At 61.3% G+C, this 19,561-nt stretch carries 17 protein-coding genes, 2 tRNA genes and 1 pseudogene; 11 read left to right on the plus strand and 9 right to left on the minus strand.

The annotated features are described in order from the left end of the window. On the minus strand, window positions 1–1,699 hold a 1,699-nt coding region (locus HMPREF3101_RS04885), incomplete at its 3' end, for a Rib/alpha-like domain-containing protein (RefSeq protein WP_210386170.1). Between the two features lie 318 nt (window positions 1,700–2,017). Continuing rightward, on the minus strand, window positions 2,018–2,230 hold the full coding sequence (locus HMPREF3101_RS04895) for a hypothetical protein (RefSeq protein ID WP_052205666.1): 213 nt from the start codon (window positions 2,228–2,230) through the stop codon (window positions 2,018–2,020). Window positions 2,231–2,290: 60 nt separating this feature from the next. On the opposite strand from HMPREF3101_RS04895, the gene gyrA reads away from it, so the two are divergent. From gyrA to HMPREF3101_RS11715, 5 genes and pseudogenes are all read left to right on the plus strand, one after another. After that, entirely contained in the window at window positions 2,291–4,858 is a 2,568-nt protein-coding gene (gyrA, locus tag HMPREF3101_RS04900) for a DNA gyrase subunit A (RefSeq protein ID WP_070463369.1), read from the plus strand. Window positions 4,859–4,861: 3 nt separating this feature from the next. Continuing rightward, entirely contained in the window at window positions 4,862–5,206 is a 345-nt protein-coding gene (locus tag HMPREF3101_RS04905; protein ID WP_070463291.1) for a DUF3566 domain-containing protein, read from the plus strand. A gap of 109 nt (window positions 5,207–5,315) precedes the next feature. Further along, a tRNA-Ile gene (locus tag HMPREF3101_RS04910) sits at window positions 5,316–5,389 on the plus strand. 26 nt (window positions 5,390–5,415) lie between these two features. Then, a tRNA-Ala gene (locus HMPREF3101_RS04915) sits at window positions 5,416–5,488 on the plus strand. A gap of 170 nt (window positions 5,489–5,658) precedes the next feature. Continuing rightward, a pseudogene (locus HMPREF3101_RS11715) lies at window positions 5,659–5,796 on the plus strand (aminotransferase); the annotation flags it as partial. Between the two features lie 56 nt (window positions 5,797–5,852). Here the strand turns inward: HMPREF3101_RS11715 and HMPREF3101_RS04920 are convergent. Together HMPREF3101_RS04920 and HMPREF3101_RS04925 are read right to left on the minus strand one after the other, a co-directional pair. Then, the gene (locus tag HMPREF3101_RS04920) at window positions 5,853–6,497 is read right to left on the minus strand and encodes a response regulator transcription factor (RefSeq protein ID WP_070463292.1); all 645 of its coding nucleotides are present in this window, start codon (window positions 6,495–6,497) and stop codon (window positions 5,853–5,855) included. Continuing rightward, window positions 6,494–7,171, minus strand: a complete 678-nt coding sequence (locus tag HMPREF3101_RS04925) for a sensor histidine kinase (RefSeq protein WP_070463294.1) — start codon at window positions 7,169–7,171, stop codon at window positions 6,494–6,496. Before HMPREF3101_RS04925 ends, HMPREF3101_RS04920 begins: the two co-directional genes overlap by 4 nt. Window positions 7,172–7,262: 91 nt before the next feature. Between HMPREF3101_RS04925 and HMPREF3101_RS04930 the strand changes: the two genes are divergently transcribed. Both HMPREF3101_RS04930 and HMPREF3101_RS04935 read left to right on the plus strand, forming a co-directional pair. Further along, window positions 7,263–7,943, plus strand: coding sequence for an ABC transporter ATP-binding protein (locus tag HMPREF3101_RS04930; RefSeq protein ID WP_070463296.1), 681 nt, complete (start codon window positions 7,263–7,265; stop codon window positions 7,941–7,943). Then, on the plus strand, window positions 7,940–9,331 hold the full coding sequence (locus HMPREF3101_RS04935; RefSeq protein WP_083280093.1) for an FtsX-like permease family protein: 1,392 nt from the start codon (window positions 7,940–7,942) through the stop codon (window positions 9,329–9,331). Before HMPREF3101_RS04930 ends, HMPREF3101_RS04935 begins: the two co-directional genes overlap by 4 nt. Before the next feature lie 214 nt (window positions 9,332–9,545). On the opposite strand, the gene HMPREF3101_RS12095 is transcribed toward HMPREF3101_RS04935, so the two are convergent. After that, on the minus strand, window positions 9,546–9,800 hold the full coding sequence (locus HMPREF3101_RS12095) for a hypothetical protein (protein ID WP_168160161.1): 255 nt from the start codon (window positions 9,798–9,800) through the stop codon (window positions 9,546–9,548). Between the two features lie 368 nt (window positions 9,801–10,168). On the opposite strand from HMPREF3101_RS12095, the gene HMPREF3101_RS12100 reads away from it, so the two are divergent. Beyond that, window positions 10,169–10,333: a hypothetical protein gene (locus HMPREF3101_RS12100; RefSeq protein WP_168160162.1), complete on the plus strand. Its 165-nt coding sequence runs from the start codon at window positions 10,169–10,171 to the stop codon at window positions 10,331–10,333. 56 nt (window positions 10,334–10,389) lie between these two features. On the opposite strand, the gene HMPREF3101_RS04945 is transcribed toward HMPREF3101_RS12100, so the two are convergent. Together HMPREF3101_RS04945 and HMPREF3101_RS04950 are read right to left on the minus strand one after the other, a co-directional pair. Continuing rightward, the gene (locus HMPREF3101_RS04945) at window positions 10,390–12,483 is read right to left on the minus strand and encodes a YhgE/Pip domain-containing protein (RefSeq protein WP_070463303.1); all 2,094 of its coding nucleotides are present in this window, start codon (window positions 12,481–12,483) and stop codon (window positions 10,390–10,392) included. Beyond that, window positions 12,480–13,058, minus strand: a complete 579-nt coding sequence (locus HMPREF3101_RS04950; protein ID WP_246816653.1) for a hypothetical protein — start codon at window positions 13,056–13,058, stop codon at window positions 12,480–12,482. The genes HMPREF3101_RS04945 and HMPREF3101_RS04950 overlap by 4 nt, the downstream gene beginning before the upstream one ends. Window positions 13,059–13,143: 85 nt before the next feature. Between HMPREF3101_RS04950 and HMPREF3101_RS04955 the strand changes: the two genes are divergently transcribed. Next, on the plus strand, window positions 13,144–13,716 hold the full coding sequence (locus HMPREF3101_RS04955) for a TetR/AcrR family transcriptional regulator (protein ID WP_070463372.1): 573 nt from the start codon (window positions 13,144–13,146) through the stop codon (window positions 13,714–13,716). Here the strand turns inward: HMPREF3101_RS04955 and HMPREF3101_RS04960 are convergent. Then, a complete protein-coding gene (locus HMPREF3101_RS04960) occupies window positions 13,713–14,432 on the minus strand; it encodes a hypothetical protein (RefSeq protein ID WP_070463305.1) in 720 nt (239 codons plus the stop codon). The genes HMPREF3101_RS04955 and HMPREF3101_RS04960 overlap by 4 nt on opposite strands. Window positions 14,433–14,716: 284 nt before the next feature. Here HMPREF3101_RS04960 and HMPREF3101_RS04965 point away from each other — a divergent pair, with 284 nt between their 5' ends. Both HMPREF3101_RS04965 and metE read left to right on the plus strand, forming a co-directional pair. Further along, window positions 14,717–15,694 (plus strand): methylenetetrahydrofolate reductase, encoded by a 978-nt coding sequence (locus HMPREF3101_RS04965; RefSeq protein WP_070463373.1) that lies wholly within the window; start codon window positions 14,717–14,719, stop codon window positions 15,692–15,694. 1 nt (window position 15,695) lies between these two features. After that, window positions 15,696–17,948 (plus strand): 5-methyltetrahydropteroyltriglutamate--homocysteine S-methyltransferase, encoded by a 2,253-nt coding sequence (gene metE / locus HMPREF3101_RS04970; RefSeq protein ID WP_070463307.1) that lies wholly within the window; start codon window positions 15,696–15,698, stop codon window positions 17,946–17,948. Window positions 17,949–18,005: 57 nt separating this feature from the next. Here metE and HMPREF3101_RS04975 read toward each other — a convergent pair whose 3' ends face one another. Beyond that, the gene (locus HMPREF3101_RS04975) at window positions 18,006–19,517 is read right to left on the minus strand and encodes a SulP family inorganic anion transporter (protein ID WP_070463309.1); all 1,512 of its coding nucleotides are present in this window, start codon (window positions 19,515–19,517) and stop codon (window positions 18,006–18,008) included. Window positions 19,518–19,561: the final 44 nt, after the last annotated feature.

Below are 19,561 nucleotides of genomic sequence, written 5' to 3' on the forward strand. Positions count from 1 at the left end.
GCGTTTCCGGCTTCGGGGTCTCCGGCTTCGGGGTGGTGGAAGGGCCCTTAGCCGGGTTAACGGTCAGCTTGAAATCGGTGCGCTTCGTGGTGCCGTCCGGGAAACGTACAATCACCGGGATGGTTGCCGTTGCACCAGAGAATCCAGCACCCGCAGAGAACGTCACCACACCAGTCTTGCTGTCGGTGGCAATGGTCAGGCCATCCTTGGTCTGGTTAGGACCAGTAAAAACGGTGCCAGCGGGTGCTGCCGGGTTCACCGACGGGGTAGCGGTAACAGAGCCACCCGCGGTCAGCACCGTGTCCGGGTAGGTGACCGTGTGAGCGTCTGCCTGCTTGCTGGAAGGCTCGGTGGTGCGGAAGTGCACCTGATAGGACTTCTTCGAGCCATCCGGGAAGGTTGCCGTAACGTAGAAGGATGCGGACACGCCTGCGCCAGAGTTGGCAGGCGCCTTCACCCTCACCTCGCCCGTCTTCTCATCAACGCTGGTGGACCAGTCTTCCGGCAGAGCGGTGGAAAGGGCGAACTTGGTTCCCTCCGGCACGTTTTCACGCTTCGGGGTGGAAACGCCTTCCTTATCGCCTGGGGTGACAATCTCCGGGTAGCTCACGCTTGCCTGTTGGGACTGCCACTTGCCGTCCGTACCAATCCTGAACGTGACAGTCTTGGTGGAGGTGGACTTATCCGGGTAGGTGGCCTCAACAGCAATCTGGAATTGCTGACCAGCCTTCAGCGGACGCTTCGGGGACACCGTGACGTTGCCGTTGTCTTGGGCGACGGTGATGTCGAAAAAGTCACGCAGGTTGCCCAGCAGATCCTCGCGCAGCTTGAAGGTGGTGCCAGCCGGGACATCGCCGGAGCGATTGGCGGTAGTGGTGCTACCAGCTGCGCCGTTGGCGTCGGTGACCTGTGGCCAGGTCGGGTTGTACTTCGCATTGTCGCGCTCATTGGCCGGGGTGGTGTTGCCGTCCTTATCAGCCACGGTGATTTCCACATCAGCGAACTCGTAGGACTTGTCCGGGTAGGTGACCTTGACGCGAACCGTAGCGGTAGAGCCAGCGCCAAGCTTGCTGTCAGGCGTGACAGTCACGTTGCCGTTCTGATCCACGCTCACCGAGTAGCGATCCGGCCTGTGGGTGATTTCAAACGTGGTGCCCACCGGCAGGGTCTTGGCCTGGTTGTTCGCAACAGCGGACTGGCCTTCCTTGACCGTCAGCGGAGCGTAGCTGACATCGTAGGTGTTGGCGTTGTTGTTACCGCCCTCCACGATCTCGATGGAGGTCTTGTACTTGCCCACCTCTTCGTAGCGGGTCTTCTTGTCATTGAGCTTGTACACACCGATGGTCATGGTGAGGCTGGAGCCTGGCTGGGCATCTGCCGGCGCCTGGACCTTGATCACACCGGTCTTGTGGTCGGTGGAGAAGGTGTAGCCGTAGCCATCACCCGGGCCGGTGAAGCGGTAGGTCTCCGAGTCGCTCGGTGTCTTCGTCGGCTTGATTTCACCCGTGCCGCCAGCGGTGATTTGTAGCGCAGGCCAGGAGAAACCATCTACTGGTGCGCTGACTTCCTCGGCGGTTGCGGCGGTGACTGCCATTACCTCCCCGGTGTCTTCCTCAGCAATGGCTGTGGGAACCGTGATAGCGCCTCCCAGCAGTGCCGAGGTGGCCGCGATAGCCACAACTTGCTTGTTCAGTTTCATAACTCATACCCCTTATGGACCGTTAAGGATAGAACAAGTGCAGTGTAAGCTATATAATCTGGTTAGTCCAGCGAAAATATATTTCTTGTGCTGTAGCTGCGAATTCGTGGTTGTGGGAGGTCAGCGGGGAGAGGTTGCGTATGGCGTCGGCAAGCAAAAAGGCCCCTTCCTGCGGTGATTGACACACAGGGACGCCGTGCAGCCGGGCGCCGGGGATGGCGGCGCAGGCGGCGATTGCTGCAAATGAGCGGATTTGCACCTTATATATAGGACAAAATTCGTCTGCGATGGCTAAGAGCTGCTCGCCTGTGAAGTTTCTCATGCTCGGGCCTGACGGATGCGGGATTCAGTGGCGCGGTACTCCGGGATCATGTCGCGGGCAAGTGCTTGGACGGCTGCCGTGTCCAACATGCGGGTGGCGGCGGTGACCACGGCACGTCGGGCGGCTTCCTGTTTGGAGCAGCCCCACGCGGAGGCCAATAAAACGAGGGCTTTGTCCTCTTCTGTGGTGAGTCGCAACGTCATAGCCATACCAAAGTGATACCACGCCGCACCAGCTTAGGGCCTAGGAAGAGGGCTAGAATGGCGCCTATGGCAGATGACACTTTGAGTGGTGACGGTTTCGACCGCATCCAACCCATTGATATCAACGAGGAGATGCAGACCAGCTACATCGATTACGCCATGAGCGTGATCGTGGGTCGTGCGCTCCCCGAGGTGCGCGACGGCATGAAGCCGGTGCACCGCCGCGTGATCTACGCGATGTACGACGCTGGTTTCCGCCCCGAGCGCTCCTACGTCAAGAGCGTGAAGGCCGTCGGCGAGACCATGAGTAACTACCACCCGCACGGCGACAGCGCCATCTACGACACCCTGGTGCGTATGGCGCAGCCGTGGGCGATGCGCTACCCGCTGGTAGACGGCCAGGGCAACTTCGGCTCCCCGGGCAACGACGGCCCAGCGGCTATGCGTTACACGGAGTGCAAGCTCACCCCAATCGCCATGGAGATGGTACGCGACATCCGCGAAAACTCCGTGGACTTCGCGCCGAACTTCGACTCCAAGACCCAGGAGCCGACCGTCCTTCCGTCCCGCGTGCCGAACCTTTTGATGAACGGGTCGAACGGCATCGCGGTTGGCATGGCCACGAACATCCCGTCGCACAACCTGAACGAGTTGGCCGAGGCCATCTACTGGATCCTGGACAACCACGACGCGGATGACCAGACCACCCTCGACGCGGTTATGGAGCGCGTGAAGGGCCCGGACTTCCCAACCGCCGGTCTGATCGTGGGCGACTCTGGCATCAAGGATGCCTACACCACCGGCCGTGGCTCCATCCGCATGCGCGGTGTCACGGAGATTGAAGAGGTAGGCAAGCGCCAGGTCATCACCATCACGGAGCTTCCGTACCAGGTGAACCCGGATAACTTCATCCAGAGCATTGCCACCCAGATCAATGAGGGCAAGATGGCGGGCATTTCCGCTATTGACGACGAGTCCTCGGACCGCGTCGGCATGCGCATCGTGGTCACGCTCAAGCGTGACGCTGTGCCGCGCGTGGTGCTCAACAACCTGTATAAGCACTCTGCGCTGGAGACCAACTTCTCCGCCAACATGCTTTCCATTGTGGACGGTGTGCCGCGCACGCTGCGCCTGGACCAGATGCTGCGCTTCTACGTGAAGCACCAGATCGAGGTTATTGTTCGCCGTACCCAGTACCGTCTGGACGAAGCTGAGAAGCGCGCCCACATCCTTCGCGGCCTGGTGAAGGCCCTGGACATGCTGGATGAGGTCATTGCGCTCATCCGCAGCTCCCGCACGGTGGATGATGCTAGGCAGGGGCTCATTTCGCTTCTCGACGTCGACGAGATCCAAGCCAACGAAATCCTCGCGATGCAGCTGCGTCGCCTGGCTGCGCTGGAGCGCCAGAAGATTATCGACGACTTGGCCGAGATCGAGCTGCAGATCGCCGATTACAAGGACATCCTGGCCAAGCCGGAGCGCCAGCGCGCGATTGTGGGCGAGGAGCTCAAGGAGATCGTTGATAAGTACGGCGATGAGCGCCGCACCCAGATCGTTGCCGCAACCGGCGACGTGACGGAAGAAGACCTGATCGCCCGCGAGAACGTGGTGGTCACCATCACGGCCACTGGCTACGCCAAGCGCACGAAGGTGGATGCGTACAAGTCCCAGAAGCGCGGCGGCAAGGGTGTTCGCGGCGCCGAGCTGAAGCAGGACGATGTGGTGAAGAACTTCTTCATCTGCTCCACGCACGACTGGATCCTGTTCTTCACCAACTTCGGCCGCGTGTACCGCCTGAAGGCGTACGAGCTGCCGGAGGCGGGCCGTACCGCACGTGGCCAGCACGTGGCTAACCTGCTGGAGTTCCAGCCGGAGGAGAAGATCGCACAGATCATCCAGATCCAGTCCTACGAGGACGCGCCGTACCTGGTGCTTGCTACTCGCGACGGCCGCGTGAAGAAGTCCCGCCTCTCCGACTATGAATCCGCACGCTCGGCAGGCCTGATCGCCATCAACCTCAACGAGGGCGACGCCCTGATCGGCGCCGTGCTTGCCGGCGAGGAAGATGACTTGCTGCTGGTCTCCGAACAGGGCCAGGCCATCCGCTTCACTGCGGACGATGAGCAGCTGCGCCCAATGGGTCGCGCAACCGCTGGCGTGAAGGGCATGCGTTTCCGTGGAGACGACCAGCTGCTGTCCATGGCTGTGGCCAAGGATGGCGAATTCCTGCTGGTGGCTACCTCCGGCGGCTACGGCAAGCGCACCGCGATTGAGGAGTACAACACCCAGGGCCGCGGCGGCATGGGCGTGATGACCTTCAAGTACACCCCGAAGCGCGGCAAACTCATCGGCGCGCTGGCTGTGGAGGAGGAAGACCAGATCTTCGCGATCACCTCCGCCGGCGGCGTGATCCGCACTGAGGTGGACCAGATCCGTCCGTCGTCTCGCGCAACCATGGGCGTACGCCTGGTGGACCTTGCGGACGACGTGGAGCTCCTCGCCATCGACCGCAACGTTGAGGACGAAGGCGAAGAGGAAGCAACCGCAGTGGCAACCGGCCAGAAGACGCTGGATGCTGGTGCTGGTGCTGAGGCTTCTGGTGCTGGTGCTGGGGCTTCTGAGGGCGAGGAGTAGCCCATGGCGGCGCGCAAAGTTGCCATCAAGCACATCGGCGTCGGATCCGTGTTCAAGGTGGCGACCATCATGTCACTGGTCGGTTTCGTCGTATGGATGCTCGCAGCCACCCTCATCTACTTCGGCCTCGAGCAGACCGGCGTCATTGACTCCGTCAACTCACTAATCGGCGGCGTGGGCGGGGACCAGGTCATTGACATGGCTCTGGTGCTCTCTGGCGCCGCGTTGGTGGGGTTGATAGGTGTGGTGTTCATCGCGGTCATCTCGCCGCTTCTGGCGGTGATTTACAACTCCATTGCGGACATGGTTGGCGGCATAACCTACACAATGACCAACCGAGTCCGCTAGGATTGTGTTTAAGCGCGCGTTATAGCGTGAGTTATAAGTCCAAAGATAGCTATCTACCTGGCGATTTGGTTGTTATCAAGTTGCTAGGTAATGTTCTATCTCGTTCCAAGGGCCTATAGCTCAGTCGGTTAGAGCGCATCGCTGATAACGATGAGGTCGCAAGTTCGATTCTTGCTAGGCCCACCGGGATCCTCTCGAGGAAACCGAACGGGGCATTAGCTCAGTTGGTAGAGCACCTGCTTTGCAAGCAGGATGTCAGGAGTTCGATTCTCCTATGCTCCACAAGGAATAAGGGAAGGCTCCCTAGCCGGAAGGTTAGGGAGCCTTTCGTTTTGCCCTCTGCGCGCGGAGGGGTGCTGCACGCAAACATCGGATAGCAAACATCGGATAACGCCGTTTTTGGCCGCTTTTCGGCCCTATCCGATGTTTGCTATCCGATGTTTAGGGTAGGGACCGTGACCGAGGAGGTCGTGCGCAAGCTCGCCACGATGGAGACCGCGACGCCGGACTTCCACATCGTGTGGGATAACGCGTATGCCGTGCACACGTTCACGGAGGAGTTCCCGCAGATTATCGACGTTTTGGGCCTGCGCCGCCGCCGGATGGACCTGGGGGACTGGAACCGCGACTAGGCCACCCGATGCTGCTAGCTGATTCCGCGCTCAGACAGGTACATCAAGATCGCGCGGACGCGGCGATTCTCCTCATCCGGCGTGAGCCCGAGCTTGGCAAAAATACTGGACACATGCTTAGCCACCGCGGCGCCAGAGAAATAGAGCTTCCCGGCGATCTCGGCATTGGACAGGCCTTCAGCCATGAGCTCGAGCACCTCGCGTTCTCGTGGGGTGAGCGTGGTCAGCCAACGCGAGCTGGCGGCCATGAGCTCGCTGGCGACATTGGGGTCGATGACCACACCACCGGCTGCGACAGTCTCACAGGCCTGGACGAAGTCTTTCACCTCAGCGACGCGGTCTTTGAGCAGGTAGCCAGTTCCGCCATCGCCGCCGGAGAACAATTCGCGCGCATAAGCAGGCGCGACGTATTGGGAGAGGACAAGCACATTGATCGGGCCTTGCTCGCGTAGCGCGAGGGCTGCTTGGAGTCCATCGTCGAGCATTTTGGGTGGCATGCGGACATCGGTGATCACCAAGTCTGGGGAGTGTTGTGCCACGACATTGGGTAGCGCATCTGCGTCACCGACCTGCTCGACGACCTCGTGGCCGTGCCGAGTCAGTAGACCCGCAACCCCTTCACGCAGTAGGGCGGAGTCATCAGCGATCACGATCTTCATGGTGCTAGTCCACTTTCTCCTCGGTACAGCAGCAACGGTATGCGCGCTGTGACGGTGGTAGGTCCACCGTGGGGTGAATGCACTTCCATTGACCCGCCGAATGCAGCGATGCGTTCGCGCATGCCATCGAGCCCACCACCATGGACAATGCGGGCGCCACCGTCCCCGGAGTCAGTGACTGCGACATTCAACGTGTGATCGCAGGTGATCAGCACGCTGACGGGCGCACCAGGGGCGTGCTTCGCGGCATTGGTCAGGGCCTCAGAGGTGAAGAAATATGCGGCGGCGAGGACGGAATCGTCGATAAGCGGAAGTGTGTGCGGGGCACGGACAGTGACGTGCGGGCCGTATTTTGCGGCGGCGGTTTCGATGGCTTCGACGAGTCCGCGGTCGGTCAGTTCGCGCGGGTGAATGCCGTGCACAGTGCGGCGGAGGGCGTCGAGGCCGTTTTTGAGGTCGCGGGCAGCGGCGTCGAGAAGCGGCGAATCGGTCTCAAGCTGTGCTTCACCGAGCTTCATCGCGGCCGCTACGAAATATTGTTGCGCGCCATCGTGCAGGTCGCGCTCAATGCGCATGCGCTCGATCTCGTATGCTTCCGCAATCTTGCGCCGGGACGCCGTGAGCTGGTGAATTGCTTGCGCAGCCTCGGCCTCGTGGTTCTTCTTCCGCCACATGCACACGAGGGTAGCGGGGTAGTGCTAGCACTACCCGTATTTGGGAGCCTGCGCCATGGCGGTCGCACGCACCAGGCGGTGAAATGGAACCATGCTTGAACTGAACGACATCACCAAATCATTCACCCAGCAACGGGTCCTCGAAGGCATCAGCTTAAACATCGAGCCCGGCGAATCCGTCGCGATCATGGGCCCGTCCGGCTCCGGCAAATCGACATTGCTCCACTGCATGTCCGGCGTGCTCGTCGCCGATAACGGCGAGGTCCGCTTCAACGGGCGCGACATTGCATCGCTTAACGACGCCGCCCGTTCCCAACTCCGCCTCGACCACTTCGGCTTCATCTTCCAGGACGGCCAACTCCTTCCTGAACTGACCGCGAAGGAGAACGTGGCGCTGCCGCAGATCATGCGTGGCGAGTCTCGCTCGAAGGCCCACGCGGAAGCCACTGACATGCTCACCCGTCTGGGTCTGGGGAATTTTGTGAACCGCTTCCCCGGGCAGCTCTCCGGCGGGCAGAGCCAGCGTGTGGCGATTGCGCGTGCCCTGGCCGGGCCGCCGTCGGTGGTCTTTGCCGACGAGCCGACTGCCGCTCTCGACCAGGCCACCGGCCACGAGGTGATGCAGCAGATCACTGCTGTTGCACAAAAATCCGGAGTGACGCTCGTGCTGGTGACCCACGACCCGAAGATCGCCCAATGGTGCGACCGCAGGATCGAGATCCGCGATGGCCTCATCCACTCTGAGGGTGCTGCGAAGGCGGTGCAAGCATGAGTGCGATGACACTGATGACCGCTGCGCAGTCCTCGTCTGCAGAGGGTCGCGCGCAACGCCAGACCGGCGAACGTTGGGTCCGCGCCTTGTCACTCGTGGCATTCTCGGTGTCCACCTGGATTCTGTGCACCCTGGCTGCCGGAACGTGGATGTTCGCGCAACGCATGTGGTACCCGCATGAAGCGGTGAAAGCCATCGAAGAAGATCTCGGTGGCCCCATTACGTTGAGCTACGTCTTCCTCGCTCTTTTCGCATCACTGCTAGTCGTGCCAACCTTGCTCGCTCTCCTTACCCAGGCTGCGCGTGCAAATCTTGGTGGACGTGAAGAGCAGTTGGCTATCCTGCGTTTGATCGGCGCGACTTCCGGCCAAGTGCGCGGAATGATGATTCTCGACGCCCTGCGCCAGGCACTTGTCGGCCTCGGGGTTGGCACTGTGCTGTATCTGGTCAGCATTCCGGCGTGGTCGTTGCTGACTTTCCAGGAAAAGCGCATCGGCGCATGGGAGATGTTCACCTGGTGGGTTGTGCCTGTCGCCTGGATCGTGGTGCTGGCTTTAGCCGCCGCGTCCGTGTGGCTGGCTCTGCGCCGCGTGGCCGTGACCCCATTGGGTGTGACCAAGAAGACTCCGCCAAAGGGGCAAAGCTTGATCACGCTGGTCAGCTCTGTCGTGGCCATGATTGTCTTGTACCGTTACTTGAGCGCGCTAACGATCGCCCCGGGGGCCGATGCCGCCGAATTCATAATGGTGCTCGTCGTTGTTGCCGGCGTATTGACGGTCAACGCTCTCATCGCCGTCGGAGTGATCCAGTTGATCGCCCGATTCAGCTACCTGCTTCCTGGCTCCGCCAACTATGTGGCCACCCGCCGCGTCGGACGCGGCGCAAGGACGACATGGAAGCGTGTCGCGGCGCTGTACTTCCTTGCATTCACTGCTGGCTTTTGTAGCTGGATCTCTGCCATTCCAGAAGTAGAAGAGGATCCGGCCCTAAAGATGATTACAACCGATATTCCCGTCGGAGTGGCCACCACTGCGATCTTCGGTGCCATTCTTCTCGCCGCCTCTACACTGCTTACTCAGGCCTTGGCTGTGGTGGAGCAGAAGCAGCTGACCAAGTCCCTTTACTTCGTTGGTGCGCCCGCGAAGTACCACACCTCCGTGGCTATCCGAGAGATCGGCGTGCCAATGGTGCTGGTCACCCTGTTGGGCTTCGGCATGGGCAACCTGCTGGGCTTTCAAATGGTCGCCATTCCCGTCGACGTGTTACCCCAGCTCACCATCTTCGCTGCCCTGATCGGACTTGTTCTCGCCGGCTGCATTGCCGCAGTCGCCGCCACCGGCAAACTCCGCGAGCGTGTGATTGCCGAAACCGGTCGCCTCAACGACTAGCGTCTCAGGGGTTCGTGGTGCTAGCGCTGCCGCCAGCGCCGCCGCGCCTCAAGCTTTAACTTCTTAATTACCGCCCGTCTCTTCAAATTTCAATCCCCCCAAGAGCGCTAATGTCTGGTCTCTATTGACATAGACTCAGAGTTTATCTTTTGCTTGGTTTATGCAGGTCGAACCTAGATGAGCCCGCTGTCCACAGCGCTGGACAATGGGCGTGTCAATCACGCTTATTTGTCTCGGGGCCGAGGGAGACGGGTAAGAACTCGTCGGCACGCATTCTGGCGCGTCCGTTGAACTGTGCGAAAGAGCCCGAGCAGCAGAAGCAGGAACCCGCGCCGGCACCACCATCTCCAGCACCAGCAGAAACAGGTGGTGCGGTTGCAGCAGCTGGTGCTGCGAAATCCTCCGATCCGTGGTCGCGGCCGGCGAGGAAGGTTGGTGGGAACGGGGCGTCGAAAAGCAATCTAAGCATTTCAGCGACGGGGCGCCACTCCCGTCAGAGCCCTCTGACCCGGATGAACCGGACGCCTCGGAATACATCCGGGAGGACGAGGAACGGGACATGGTCGACCAGTCCATGGAGGCTGGGGAGCTTGACTGCTGGAATCCCACCGAGATGGCCATGGACTTGCTCTGTGTTTAGGTGAAGAGGCGCAACTAAGCACTAGCGACAGATGCGAGAGGACCCCCTCATGAGCAAACACGCCAGGAACCACCGTCGCAACCACCGCCTAAACCACCGCGCAGGTTTCCGACTTGGTGGAGGTCAGCTCCGGTCCGTTGAGGATTAAGGTGCCGAAGAGCTGGGAAGTATATGACTGATCTACTGATCCAGATAAGTTGCAGGACCCGTGGGTTATTGGCGTGTTGGATGTGAAGACGGCGACGCAGATCCGCATGTCAGAGGACAGTGGTCAGGCCCCGCTTGCAGACGCCACGAACCACGTCATCCTCGCAGGTAACGCGATCGCCCAGGCGGGCAAGGTTGAACAGCGCCACCTATGACGTGTCGAAGGCCCCCGAGGTCGACGCACTAGACCTCACGCACTAGAGGCAATCCGCTACACCGCGATTTCGGGGTGGATGTCCTTTTCGCGGATGTTGCGTCGTAGACGAAGCGCCAGACACGACACCAGCCAGGAGCCGACGGCCAGGCACATAAGGACGACGATGCCGTGCATAAGGCGTGGGTCGGTACTTGTGGTGCCGAACATGGCGATGCGTGTCAGGTCTACCACGTACGTCATTGGGTCCAGCCTGTGGATCCATTGGATGAACTCCGGCTGCACTTCAGGTGGGTAGAGGCCGTTCGAGGCCACTAGCTGCAGGGACATCAGGGCCATAGTGGCCAGTCTGCCTATCGACGCCCCAAATAACGCATTCAACGCAAAAATCGTGGTGATGAAAGACCATGACGAGATCAGCAGCACCGCGAACATCCAGACCGGGTGGACTGGCTCCACCTTCAGCACCAGCACCTGCACGATCCACAGCGCCACCACCTGGGCGAACCCGATGAGGTAGGAGGGGATGAGCGTGTTGAGAGCGACTCGGTATGCAAGCGCTCCGGAGTCGATAGCGCGGCGGGAGAGCGGCGGGAAGATCATGAAGGTGATCAGGCCACCGAACCACAGGGACAAGGCCAGGAAGAAGGGGGAGAGGCCGCGGCCGAAGTAGGTCACGGAGTCACCAACTTGGTTGACCACGACGGGGCGTGAGGCGGCGTCCACTGCTTTGTTCAGGCGGTCGCCTTCCCAGCGGGGAGCTTGCTGGGCGCCATCCGAAAGCTTGAGGGAGAGCTCCCCGGTGCCGTCGGAGAGTTGCACGAGGCCGCTATTAAGCGAACCAAGCCCCACCACCAGCTGGTTCGAGCCGGCCGCAAGCTGGGAGGATGCGTCGGCGGCGGTGTTGGCGGCGACGACGAGCTGGCTGGTGCCGTCTTTGAGACGCGTTATGCCGGCCATGAGGGTGCCGGAGCCGTTTTCGAGTTGCGCGAGGCCGTCGGCAAGCTGTTGCGCCGCACTGGTCGCGCGGTCAATGCCGGAGCGGAACTGCGCGGTTGGGTCCTGCAACTGGTTGGCCAGCTCGTGGGCGCCCTGCTGCAGCTGGTTCATCTGGCCGACCAAGTCAACGCCGGCAACGGTGGTCAGTGCGCCGGAGTTGAGTTGGGCGCGGGTGGCGCGGGCCTGGTTGGCAATGATCTCGGAGCCGGGGATAGGGGAGGCGTCCAGGTCCGCGATGACTTGGGCAAGGCCTGCGTCGATGTCGTTGAGCGCCGCTTGCGCCGAGCCCAGGGAGTTTGCGAAGCCGGTGATCTGGTCCACGCCGCCGGCGATCTGGGCGGCGCCCGCCCCCAGGCGGTCCGTGCCCTGCTTGAGCTGGTTCAAACCATTCGACAACTGCTGCGAGCCGCCGGCCGCGGAGGTGAGGCCGGTGGAGAGGCGCTGGGCGCCGTCGTAAAGCTGGCCCATGCCATCGTCCAACTGGCGTGCCGCGGGTGGCAACTGCTGGAGCTTGGAGTTGAACTCCTGCATGCCGTTGTCCAGCTTGCCCGCGCCTGCATCGAGTTGGCCTACGCCGTCCTGGGCCTTCTTGGCACCTTCGTCGAGCTGGTTGGCGCCATCGGCGGCTTTATCCATGCCCTCGCCGACCGTGTTGAAGCCCACAAAGAGCTGCTCAACCACTTCCGCGCCGACCGTGCTGGAGACGGCCTCAGCCACCTGGCCACTGGCCACGTTGCCCAACATGGTGGGGATAAAACCGTTGGTTTCATTCAGTGTGACGTTGATTTTGGCCTGGTGCGGGTTCTCATCGCGGACGCTGGTGGCGGCAGAAGTGAAGTCCTTGGGAATCTCCATGGCCATGTAATAGGTGCCGTTGTCCACGCCTTCGCGGGCCTCTTCGGCACTGATCAGGTGGAAATCCATCGGGGATTGCTCAAGCAGCTCATCGACCACCTGCTGGCCGGCTTCGCCCTCGTCAGAGTTGACCAGCGCCACGGGTACTTTGTGGAAGTTGCCGAGCGGGTCGTAGTAGCTCCAAACAAAGAGGCCGCCGAAGAGCAGCGGCAGCAGCGTGATGGCAATCAGCGCTAGTGGGGGGAGCTTACCGTGAAAGAACTTCCGGAAGTTTGTTCCAATGTGTAGTCCGCTCATAGCTCCTCATTCACCGTGGTCACGATGACCGGCACGCGCGCCGCCACCTTGGTTAGGTCCTGCAGGATTTCGTGGCGCAGTGCCATTTTTTTCAGCTGGTCAATGTCATCAACAACCAGCAGTTCCGCGTCCGGGCGCGAGATCAGCGCCAGCAGGATGCGGAGCCGGAAGCGGTCCATCACGCCAAGATCGCCGACTGCCTTGTCTACGTCTAAATTTTCTAGCTGTAGCGGTTCGAGCCATGGCTGGACCAGCTTGTGTTCCATGATGTTTTTGGGCACGCGGGCGAAGAAGGGTTGCGCCCAGGCGACTTGTTCGCGGATGCATTCGCGTGCGCTGACCATGCGTTCGAGTTCATCGATGAAATTCACCCCGGCAAGCGCGGTGCGCTTGAAGCCGGGGCCGTCGACTGAGCCGGATTGGGGTTTGTGCCGGCCCGCGAGTGCCATTGCGAGTTTGGTTCCGCCCACTTCGCGTTTGGTTTGGATGATGGTGATGCCTTCACCCGCGTCGAGGTTGATTGGGGTTCCCCCGTCGTGCACCACTAGGTCGTGCGCGGTAAGTACTGTCTTCATAATTCTCCAAGTGGAGGGTTTACTATCAGTTATTGATGGTGTTATCATGCTCGCGAAAAAGAAACGTGTCAAGAAGGAGGGGCCCTTGCGTGCCGACGCCCGCCTGAAACGCTCCCAGATACTCACCACTGCCATGGAGCACTACCGCACCAAACCGGCCTCACAAGTCACGTACGAAAGCATCGCAGCCGACGCAGGAGTAGGTATTGCAACCCTGTACCGACATTTCCCTTCGCGCGCGGCGCTGCGTGAGGCCTGCGCTATAGGCTTCATTCAGCTGTTGGAGGAATACCTGCAGAAAACCGTGCAGGATTTTGATACGAACCCGGAAGAGAAGTGGGAAACCTTCGTACTCACGCTTATGGATTACGGCATGGGCATGCTGGTAGGCGCACTTGTGGCAGACCTGCCAGCCACCGATGACTACGAGGTTGAATCGGATTACGAGGTGTTCTTCCAGCGCGTGAGCGAGCTACTGGGTAAAGCCGCCGAGCACGGGCTGATTGACCCGGACCTGACGCCAATCGAGTTCGCCACCGAACTAGTCGTGGTTACCCGCCCGATGGATGATCAGTTCACGGAGCTGTTCCCAGACGTACGGCAGCGCCTCGTGCGCCACCTGCTGACCGCTTGGCGGGAAGCAGGTCAAGCAAACTAGTCATCTTCGCGCAGCTGGTGGCGTGGGGCGGTGGCTTCACGCTGGTCATCGTCGAGCGCGTCGAGGGTGGTCAGCTGCTCGTCGATAGAGGCCAGCAGCTCCTCGTCGCGCTCTGCCGGATCCTCACCAAGCGGACCAGCGGCGTGCTTGCCGTAGTCATCCTTGCCGTAGTCATCTTCAGTGCGGGTGGAGTACACCAGCGTGGCGGTGCCAGCGGTGCCGGTTTCTGTACGCGTTGGCTCCGGGGTGTAGGCGGGCTTGCCGGCGGCCTGCTGGTCCAGCTTCTCTGCTAGGACGAACTCCCAAAGCGCCCAGCCAGCGGCCGCAAGTCCTGCCGTACCCAGCAGGCCGCCGACAACTTTGCCGGCCTTGCTCTTCTTTTTGGCGGGCTTGCCCTTCTTGCCTACGGCCGCGCCCCCCAGCGCTTCGCGCCGTGCCTTGCGGTCTGGGGCTGCTGCGGCAAAGGCTGCACGGCGGCGGTCGAGGCGGTCGTGGATATCGCGGGTGACGTCGCCGGCCTCAGCACGCGCGTTGCTAAACAGCGTTTCTAGCTGGTCGATGTTGGCCTTTTCCGTAACCTCACCAATCCGGCCGTTTTTCACGGCCTCCAGCAGCGCGTCATAGACTTCGCGCTCCCGTTTGTCCGCGCTGTTGCGCAGGTAGTTGTAGGCGTCGGTTGCGCCGCGCACGGCAAGCCTGAGCAGTGTGCTGTTCATGGGGGTCTCCTTCGGTTGCAAATTTCTGTGACACAACTACCCTAGCTAATTTGCACAAGCTAATTTGCACACGCATGAAATGGACCAAGCGGTTCATTTGGCCGAATAATATTCATTTCAGAAAGCTGCCATATGCTGGATAAATGCTAAGTAGACCAAGAGGTACATTGTGGCGGATGTGAACGGAGAATAACTTTTCAAACCACCGTTGAAAAACGGTGCAGAGCGCAAGAGCCCCACCCGGCCAGCCGCCCCAATTGAGATCCGAAAGGCAGATGTTTTCCATGCGTGGAACTATTGCTTCGACGCGGTTGTCCGCCTCAGCGCCACTGGACACCGCAGAAGAAGCACTTGGCACACACCCCGGCGCAGACCAGGGTGTGTCGCGGCGCAGCCGCACGGCGCTCAGCTTTGAGCTGATCCCGCCGCGCAACACCGCCGACACCGAGAAGCTCGACGACCTGATCGCCGGCCTTGCCGCCTACCACCCGGATTACGTCTCCGTCACCAGCTCCATGCGCAGCGATTGGCTGGAGGGAACCTCCGCACTGATCGCACGCATTGCCAGCACGACTGACCTGCGCCCGATTGCCCACCTCGCCTGCACTGCCGGCACCAAGGTGGAGCTTGAGGGCTGGATCCGCCAGCTTATCGACGCCGGCGTGCGCGGCTTCCTCGCCCTGCGCGGGGACCTGCAGCCCGGCCAAGAAGCGCTGCCGGAAGGCTACCTTGCTTACGCCACCGACCTGTTGAACTTGATCAATGAGGTCCAGGAGGAAGAGGCGTTTCGCCTGGCAGCAGGCAAGTTGGCGTTGTCCGTGGCGTGCTACCCAAGCGGGCACGCGGAGAGCAAAAACTTTGACCACGACCTGGACGTGCTGCTGGCAAAGCAGCGCCTCGGCGCAGACTTCGCCATCACGCAGCTGTTCTTTGACGCCGCCGACTACCTGGAGTTTGTTGAGGTAGCGCGCATGGCAGGTGTGCGGATTCCCCTGATTCCCGGAATCATGCCGATCACCTCCCTTGCCAGGGCGAAGAGGATGGGTCAGTTGAGTGGGTTGGAGGTTCCGCGGGGCGTCGAAAAGCAACTGAGCTCAGCGGCGACTCCTGAACAGGAGTATGAGCTAGGCATGGAGCTTTCGGCGGACCTGGCGCGCACGATTCTGAACGCGGGCACGGGCGGCCTGCACATTTACACACACAACAATCTCGCCGTAACGCGCGACCTTTTGCAGCGCATTGGCATCGAACACAAGGATTAACATGACGTTTCCCAAGGCAACCATCGAAGGCTACCCGCGAATCGGCGCGAACCGCGAGCTCAAGCGCGCGCTAGAAAGCTACTGGGCCGGGCGTATCGACGCTGATACGTTCCGCTCCACCACCCGCGCCCTGCGCATTGACACGTACAACCACCTGCGCGACCTAGGTCTAGACGAGGATTACGCAATCCCGGCAGACGTGGCGTACTACGACCAGGTGCTGGAAACCGCACTCACCGTAGGCTTGGTGCCGGGCGGTACCGACCTGGATGAGGAATTCGCGCTGGCCCGCGGCAACGATGAGCGCGTGCCGCTGGAGATGACCAAGTGGTTCGACACCAATTACCACTACCTGGTGCCAGAGATTTCCGCAGGCCAGGAGATTAAGGCCGTGCCGGAGCGCGTGCTTCGGCTTGTCGCCGAAGCACGGGAAGCAGGACACACCGTGCGCCCCTACCTGGTTGGCCCGGTCACCCTGATCGCACTGTCCAAGCCGGCCGAATGGTCGCTGCTCCCGGCTCTTGTGAACGCCTACGCCGAGGTCTTTCGCGCCTTAAAGGACGCCGACGTGGAGTGGGTCCAGGTTGCAGAGCCCGCCGTGGTGGCTGACCTGTCCACCCCGGACGCTGAGATTGCCGGCTACCTGCGCGAGGCATGGACCAAGCTTTTGGGTTCTGATGCCCGCCCAAACGTCTACCTGACCACCCCGTACGGCGCTGCCCGCGACGCACTGTCAGTGCTCGGCTCCCTTGGCGTTGAGGCACTGCAGGTGGATCTCGCACCGTGGACCCTGGACGTGGACCCGGACTACGCAAACCACGTCCGCGAGGCTGTTGATGCTGGCACGACCCTAGTTGCCGGCGTTATCGACGGCCGCAACGTCTGGGCCGCCGACCTGCGCAAGAAGGTTGCTTTGCTGGAGAAGCTGGGCGTTGCCGACAACCTTCACGTGACTACCTCGACCTCGCTGCAGCACGTGCCGCACACGCTGGACGCAGAGAAGAACCTGCCGGTAGACGTGGCCAACTGGCTCTCGTTTGCAGACGAGAAGATCGCCGAGATCAAGGCACTCGTTGCAGGTGAAGAGGCCGCCGCTGAGGCATTCAGCCGCTCTGACCGCGCAGTGCGCACCCGCGCCGAATCCGAGCGCACCCACAACGCTGCCGTCCAGGAGCGCGTCGCAGCTCTGCCGGAGGGTTCCGTGCAGCGCCAGCCGGTCTTCGAGGAGCGCATCAAGATCCAGCACGAGGAGCTTGGCCTGCCGAAGCTGCCAATCACCACGATCGGTTCCTTCCCGCAGACGCCGGAAATCCGCAAGGCCCGCGCCGACCACAAGGCCGGTGTACTCACCGATGAGCAGTACAAGGACGCCCTGAAGGCCGAAATCAAGCAGGTCATCGAGCTGCAGGAAGAGATCGGCATCGACGTGCTCGTCCACGGTGAGGCCGAGCGCAACGACATGGTCCAGTACTTCGCCGAGCTTTTAGACGGCTTCGTGGTTACCGAAAACGGCTGGGTCCAGTCCTACGGCTCCCGCTGCACCCGCCCGCCAATTGTGGTCGGCGACATCTCCCGCCCGAACCCGATGACGGTGGAGTGGGCCTCCTACGCGCAGTCCCTGTCCGACAAGCCAGTCAAGGGCATGCTCACCGGTCCGGTCACCATCCTGGCCTGGAGCTTTAAGCGTGACGACGTACCGCTGTCCGTCTCCGCCGACCAACTCGGCGTTGCCCTCGCAGACGAAGTCCGGGACCTTGAAGAAGCCGGCATCAACGTCATCCAGATCGACGAGCCCGCACTGCGCGAGCTTTTGCCGCTGCGTGCTGACGACCGCGCCTCCTACCTCGACTGGGCCGTCCGCTCTTTCCGCCTGGTAGCCCTGGACGCCAAGCCGGCAACCCAGATCCACACCCACCTGTGCTACTCCGAGTTCGGCCAGATCATCGAGGCCGTCGCAGCGCTTGACGCAGACGTCACCTCCATCGAAGCCGCTCGCTCGCGCATGGAACTGCTTGAGGACCTGGATGAGACCTTCCACTCCGAAATCGGCCCCGGCGTGTGGGACATTCACTCCCCGCGCGTGCCTTCCAAGGACGAGGTTGCGGACCTCCTGCGTGCTGCGTTGCAGAACGTTCCGACCGAGCGCCTGTGGGTCAACCCGGACTGCGGCTTAAAGACCCGCGGCTACAAGGAAGTCGACCCGTCCCTGCGCAACTTGGTCGCTGCCCGCGACGAGGTCGTTGCCGGCCTGTAGCCCGCTGCTGTTGGCCTGGGCTGCCAGCCGGCTGGCCCTAACTCTGGCTAGCTCTGGCTAGCTGCCACCGAGTTGGCCCGAGAGGTGGTCGAGTCGCCACTTGCTCGGACCGTCTAGGCCGACGATCTCTACGGTTTTGCCTTTTTGTTGGAACTTGTGGGTGATGGAGTCGAGGGTGGCTACGGTGGAGGCGTCCCAAATCTCGGCGGAGGACAGGTCGATGATGATGTGATCGGCCTCGTCGCTGTAGTCGAACTGGTACACAAGGTCATTGCTTGACGCCCAGAACAGTTGGCCGTGGACTTTGTAGGTGCGGATGTTGGGGTGGCCGTCGTTATTCGTGTCCAGTTCCTCCACCATTTCCAAGCGCACGAGGTGGGCGACGCGGCGGGTGAAGGTCACCATCGCCGTCAGCACACCAAGCACAACGCCAACAGCCAGGTTGCCGGTGCCCAGCGTGCCGACGATGGTGACCACCATCGCGGTCGTTTCAGACAGCGGCATGAACCTCAGCGTGCGTGGGTGGATGGAGTGCCAGTCAATGGTGCCCAGAGACACCACGATCATCACGGCAACCAAAGCCGCCATGGGGATTTTACCCACAAGCTCGTTCAACGTCAGCATCAGGACCAAGAGGAACGCGCCAGAGATCAGCGTGGACAGTCGGGTGCGTGCCCTGGATTCGCGCACGTTGATCATGGTTTGGCCGATCATGCCGCAGCCGCCCATGCCGCCGAACAGGCCGGTGACAATGTTGGCTACGCCTTGGCCCCAGGTTTCGCGCGTTTTGTCGGAGTGGGTGTCGGTGATGTCATCCACAAGCTTGGCAGTCATCAAAGATTCCATGATGCCAACCACTGCCATGCCCAGAGAATACGGTGCGATGATGGAGAGGGTTTCGAGGGTTAACGGGACGTTAGGAAGCAAAAACTCCGGCAGCGAGCTTGGGAGCCGACCCATGTCACCAACGTTGGGCACAGACCAGTCGAACGCGATGACCATTGCCGTCAGCACCACGATGGCCACGAGAGGGGCGGGGACCGCGGTGGTTAGTCGCGGCAGTCCGACCACTATGACTAGTCCGATGGCTACCAGCGGGTACACCAACCACGGCACGTTGAACAGGTGCGGCAGTTGGGCAGTGAACACGAGGACGCCCAAGGCGTTGACAAAACCGACCATCACGGAGCGGGGGATAAACCGCATAAGGCGGGCGATGCCAAAGGCGGCCAACAGGATCTGGAACACACCGCCCAGGATTACCGTGGCAATGAAGTAGTCAAAGCCGTGATTGCGCATCACCGGTGCAATCACCAGGGCGATAGCGCCGGTGGCGGCAGTGACCATCGCAGGGCGGCCGCCGGTGAACGAAATCGTGATCGCCATGATGACAGAGGCGAACAGCCCCACCGCCGGGTCCACGCCCGCGAGGATGGAAAAGGCGATGGACTCCGGAATCAACGCAAGCGCCACGGTCATGCCGGCAAACACTTCGGTGCGCAGGCGCGCCGGGGAGGAAAACGCATACCGGAAAGAGGCGACAACTCCGGCGGGGGCTTTTTCAGTCATGCGCTAACCGTAGTCCTCGGCAGTTGGCAAAGGAAACTCTGAAA

The sequence above is a fragment of the Corynebacterium sp. HMSC29G08 genome, assembly GCF_001806875.1.
In the GTDB taxonomy this organism is placed as follows: Bacteria; Actinomycetota; Actinomycetes; order Mycobacteriales; family Mycobacteriaceae; genus Corynebacterium.

Coding starts and splice junctions, on each gene's coding strand:
- HMPREF3101_RS04935 (WP_083280093.1), top strand. CDS start 7,940: ATGAGTGCGATGACACTGATGACCGCTGCGCAGTCCTCGTCTGCAGAG.
- HMPREF3101_RS04965 (WP_070463373.1), top strand. CDS start 14,717: ATGCGTGGAACTATTGCTTCGACGCGGTTGTCCGCCTCAGCGCCACTG.
- HMPREF3101_RS04975 (WP_070463309.1), bottom strand. CDS start 19,517: ATGACTGAAAAAGCCCCCGCCGGAGTTGTCGCCTCTTTCCGGTATGCG.
- HMPREF3101_RS04905 (WP_070463291.1), top strand. CDS start 4,862: ATGGCGGCGCGCAAAGTTGCCATCAAGCACATCGGCGTCGGATCCGTG.
- gyrA (WP_070463369.1), top strand. CDS start 2,291: ATGGCAGATGACACTTTGAGTGGTGACGGTTTCGACCGCATCCAACCC.
- HMPREF3101_RS04960 (WP_070463305.1), bottom strand. CDS start 14,432: ATGAACAGCACACTGCTCAGGCTTGCCGTGCGCGGCGCAACCGACGCC.
- HMPREF3101_RS04895 (WP_052205666.1), bottom strand. CDS start 2,230: ATGGCTATGACGTTGCGACTCACCACAGAAGAGGACAAAGCCCTCGTT.
- HMPREF3101_RS04945 (WP_070463303.1), bottom strand. CDS start 12,483: ATGAGCGGACTACACATTGGAACAAACTTCCGGAAGTTCTTTCACGGT.
- HMPREF3101_RS04950 (WP_246816653.1), bottom strand. CDS start 13,058: ATGAAGACAGTACTTACCGCGCACGACCTAGTGGTGCACGACGGGGGA.
- HMPREF3101_RS04920 (WP_070463292.1), bottom strand. CDS start 6,497: ATGAAGATCGTGATCGCTGATGACTCCGCCCTACTGCGTGAAGGGGTT.
- HMPREF3101_RS12095 (WP_168160161.1), bottom strand. CDS start 9,800: ATGCTTAGATTGCTTTTCGACGCCCCGTTCCCACCAACCTTCCTCGCC.
- HMPREF3101_RS04925 (WP_070463294.1), bottom strand. CDS start 7,171: ATGTGGCGGAAGAAGAACCACGAGGCCGAGGCTGCGCAAGCAATTCAC.
- HMPREF3101_RS04930 (WP_070463296.1), top strand. CDS start 7,263: ATGCTTGAACTGAACGACATCACCAAATCATTCACCCAGCAACGGGTC.
- metE (WP_070463307.1), top strand. CDS start 15,696: ATGACGTTTCCCAAGGCAACCATCGAAGGCTACCCGCGAATCGGCGCG.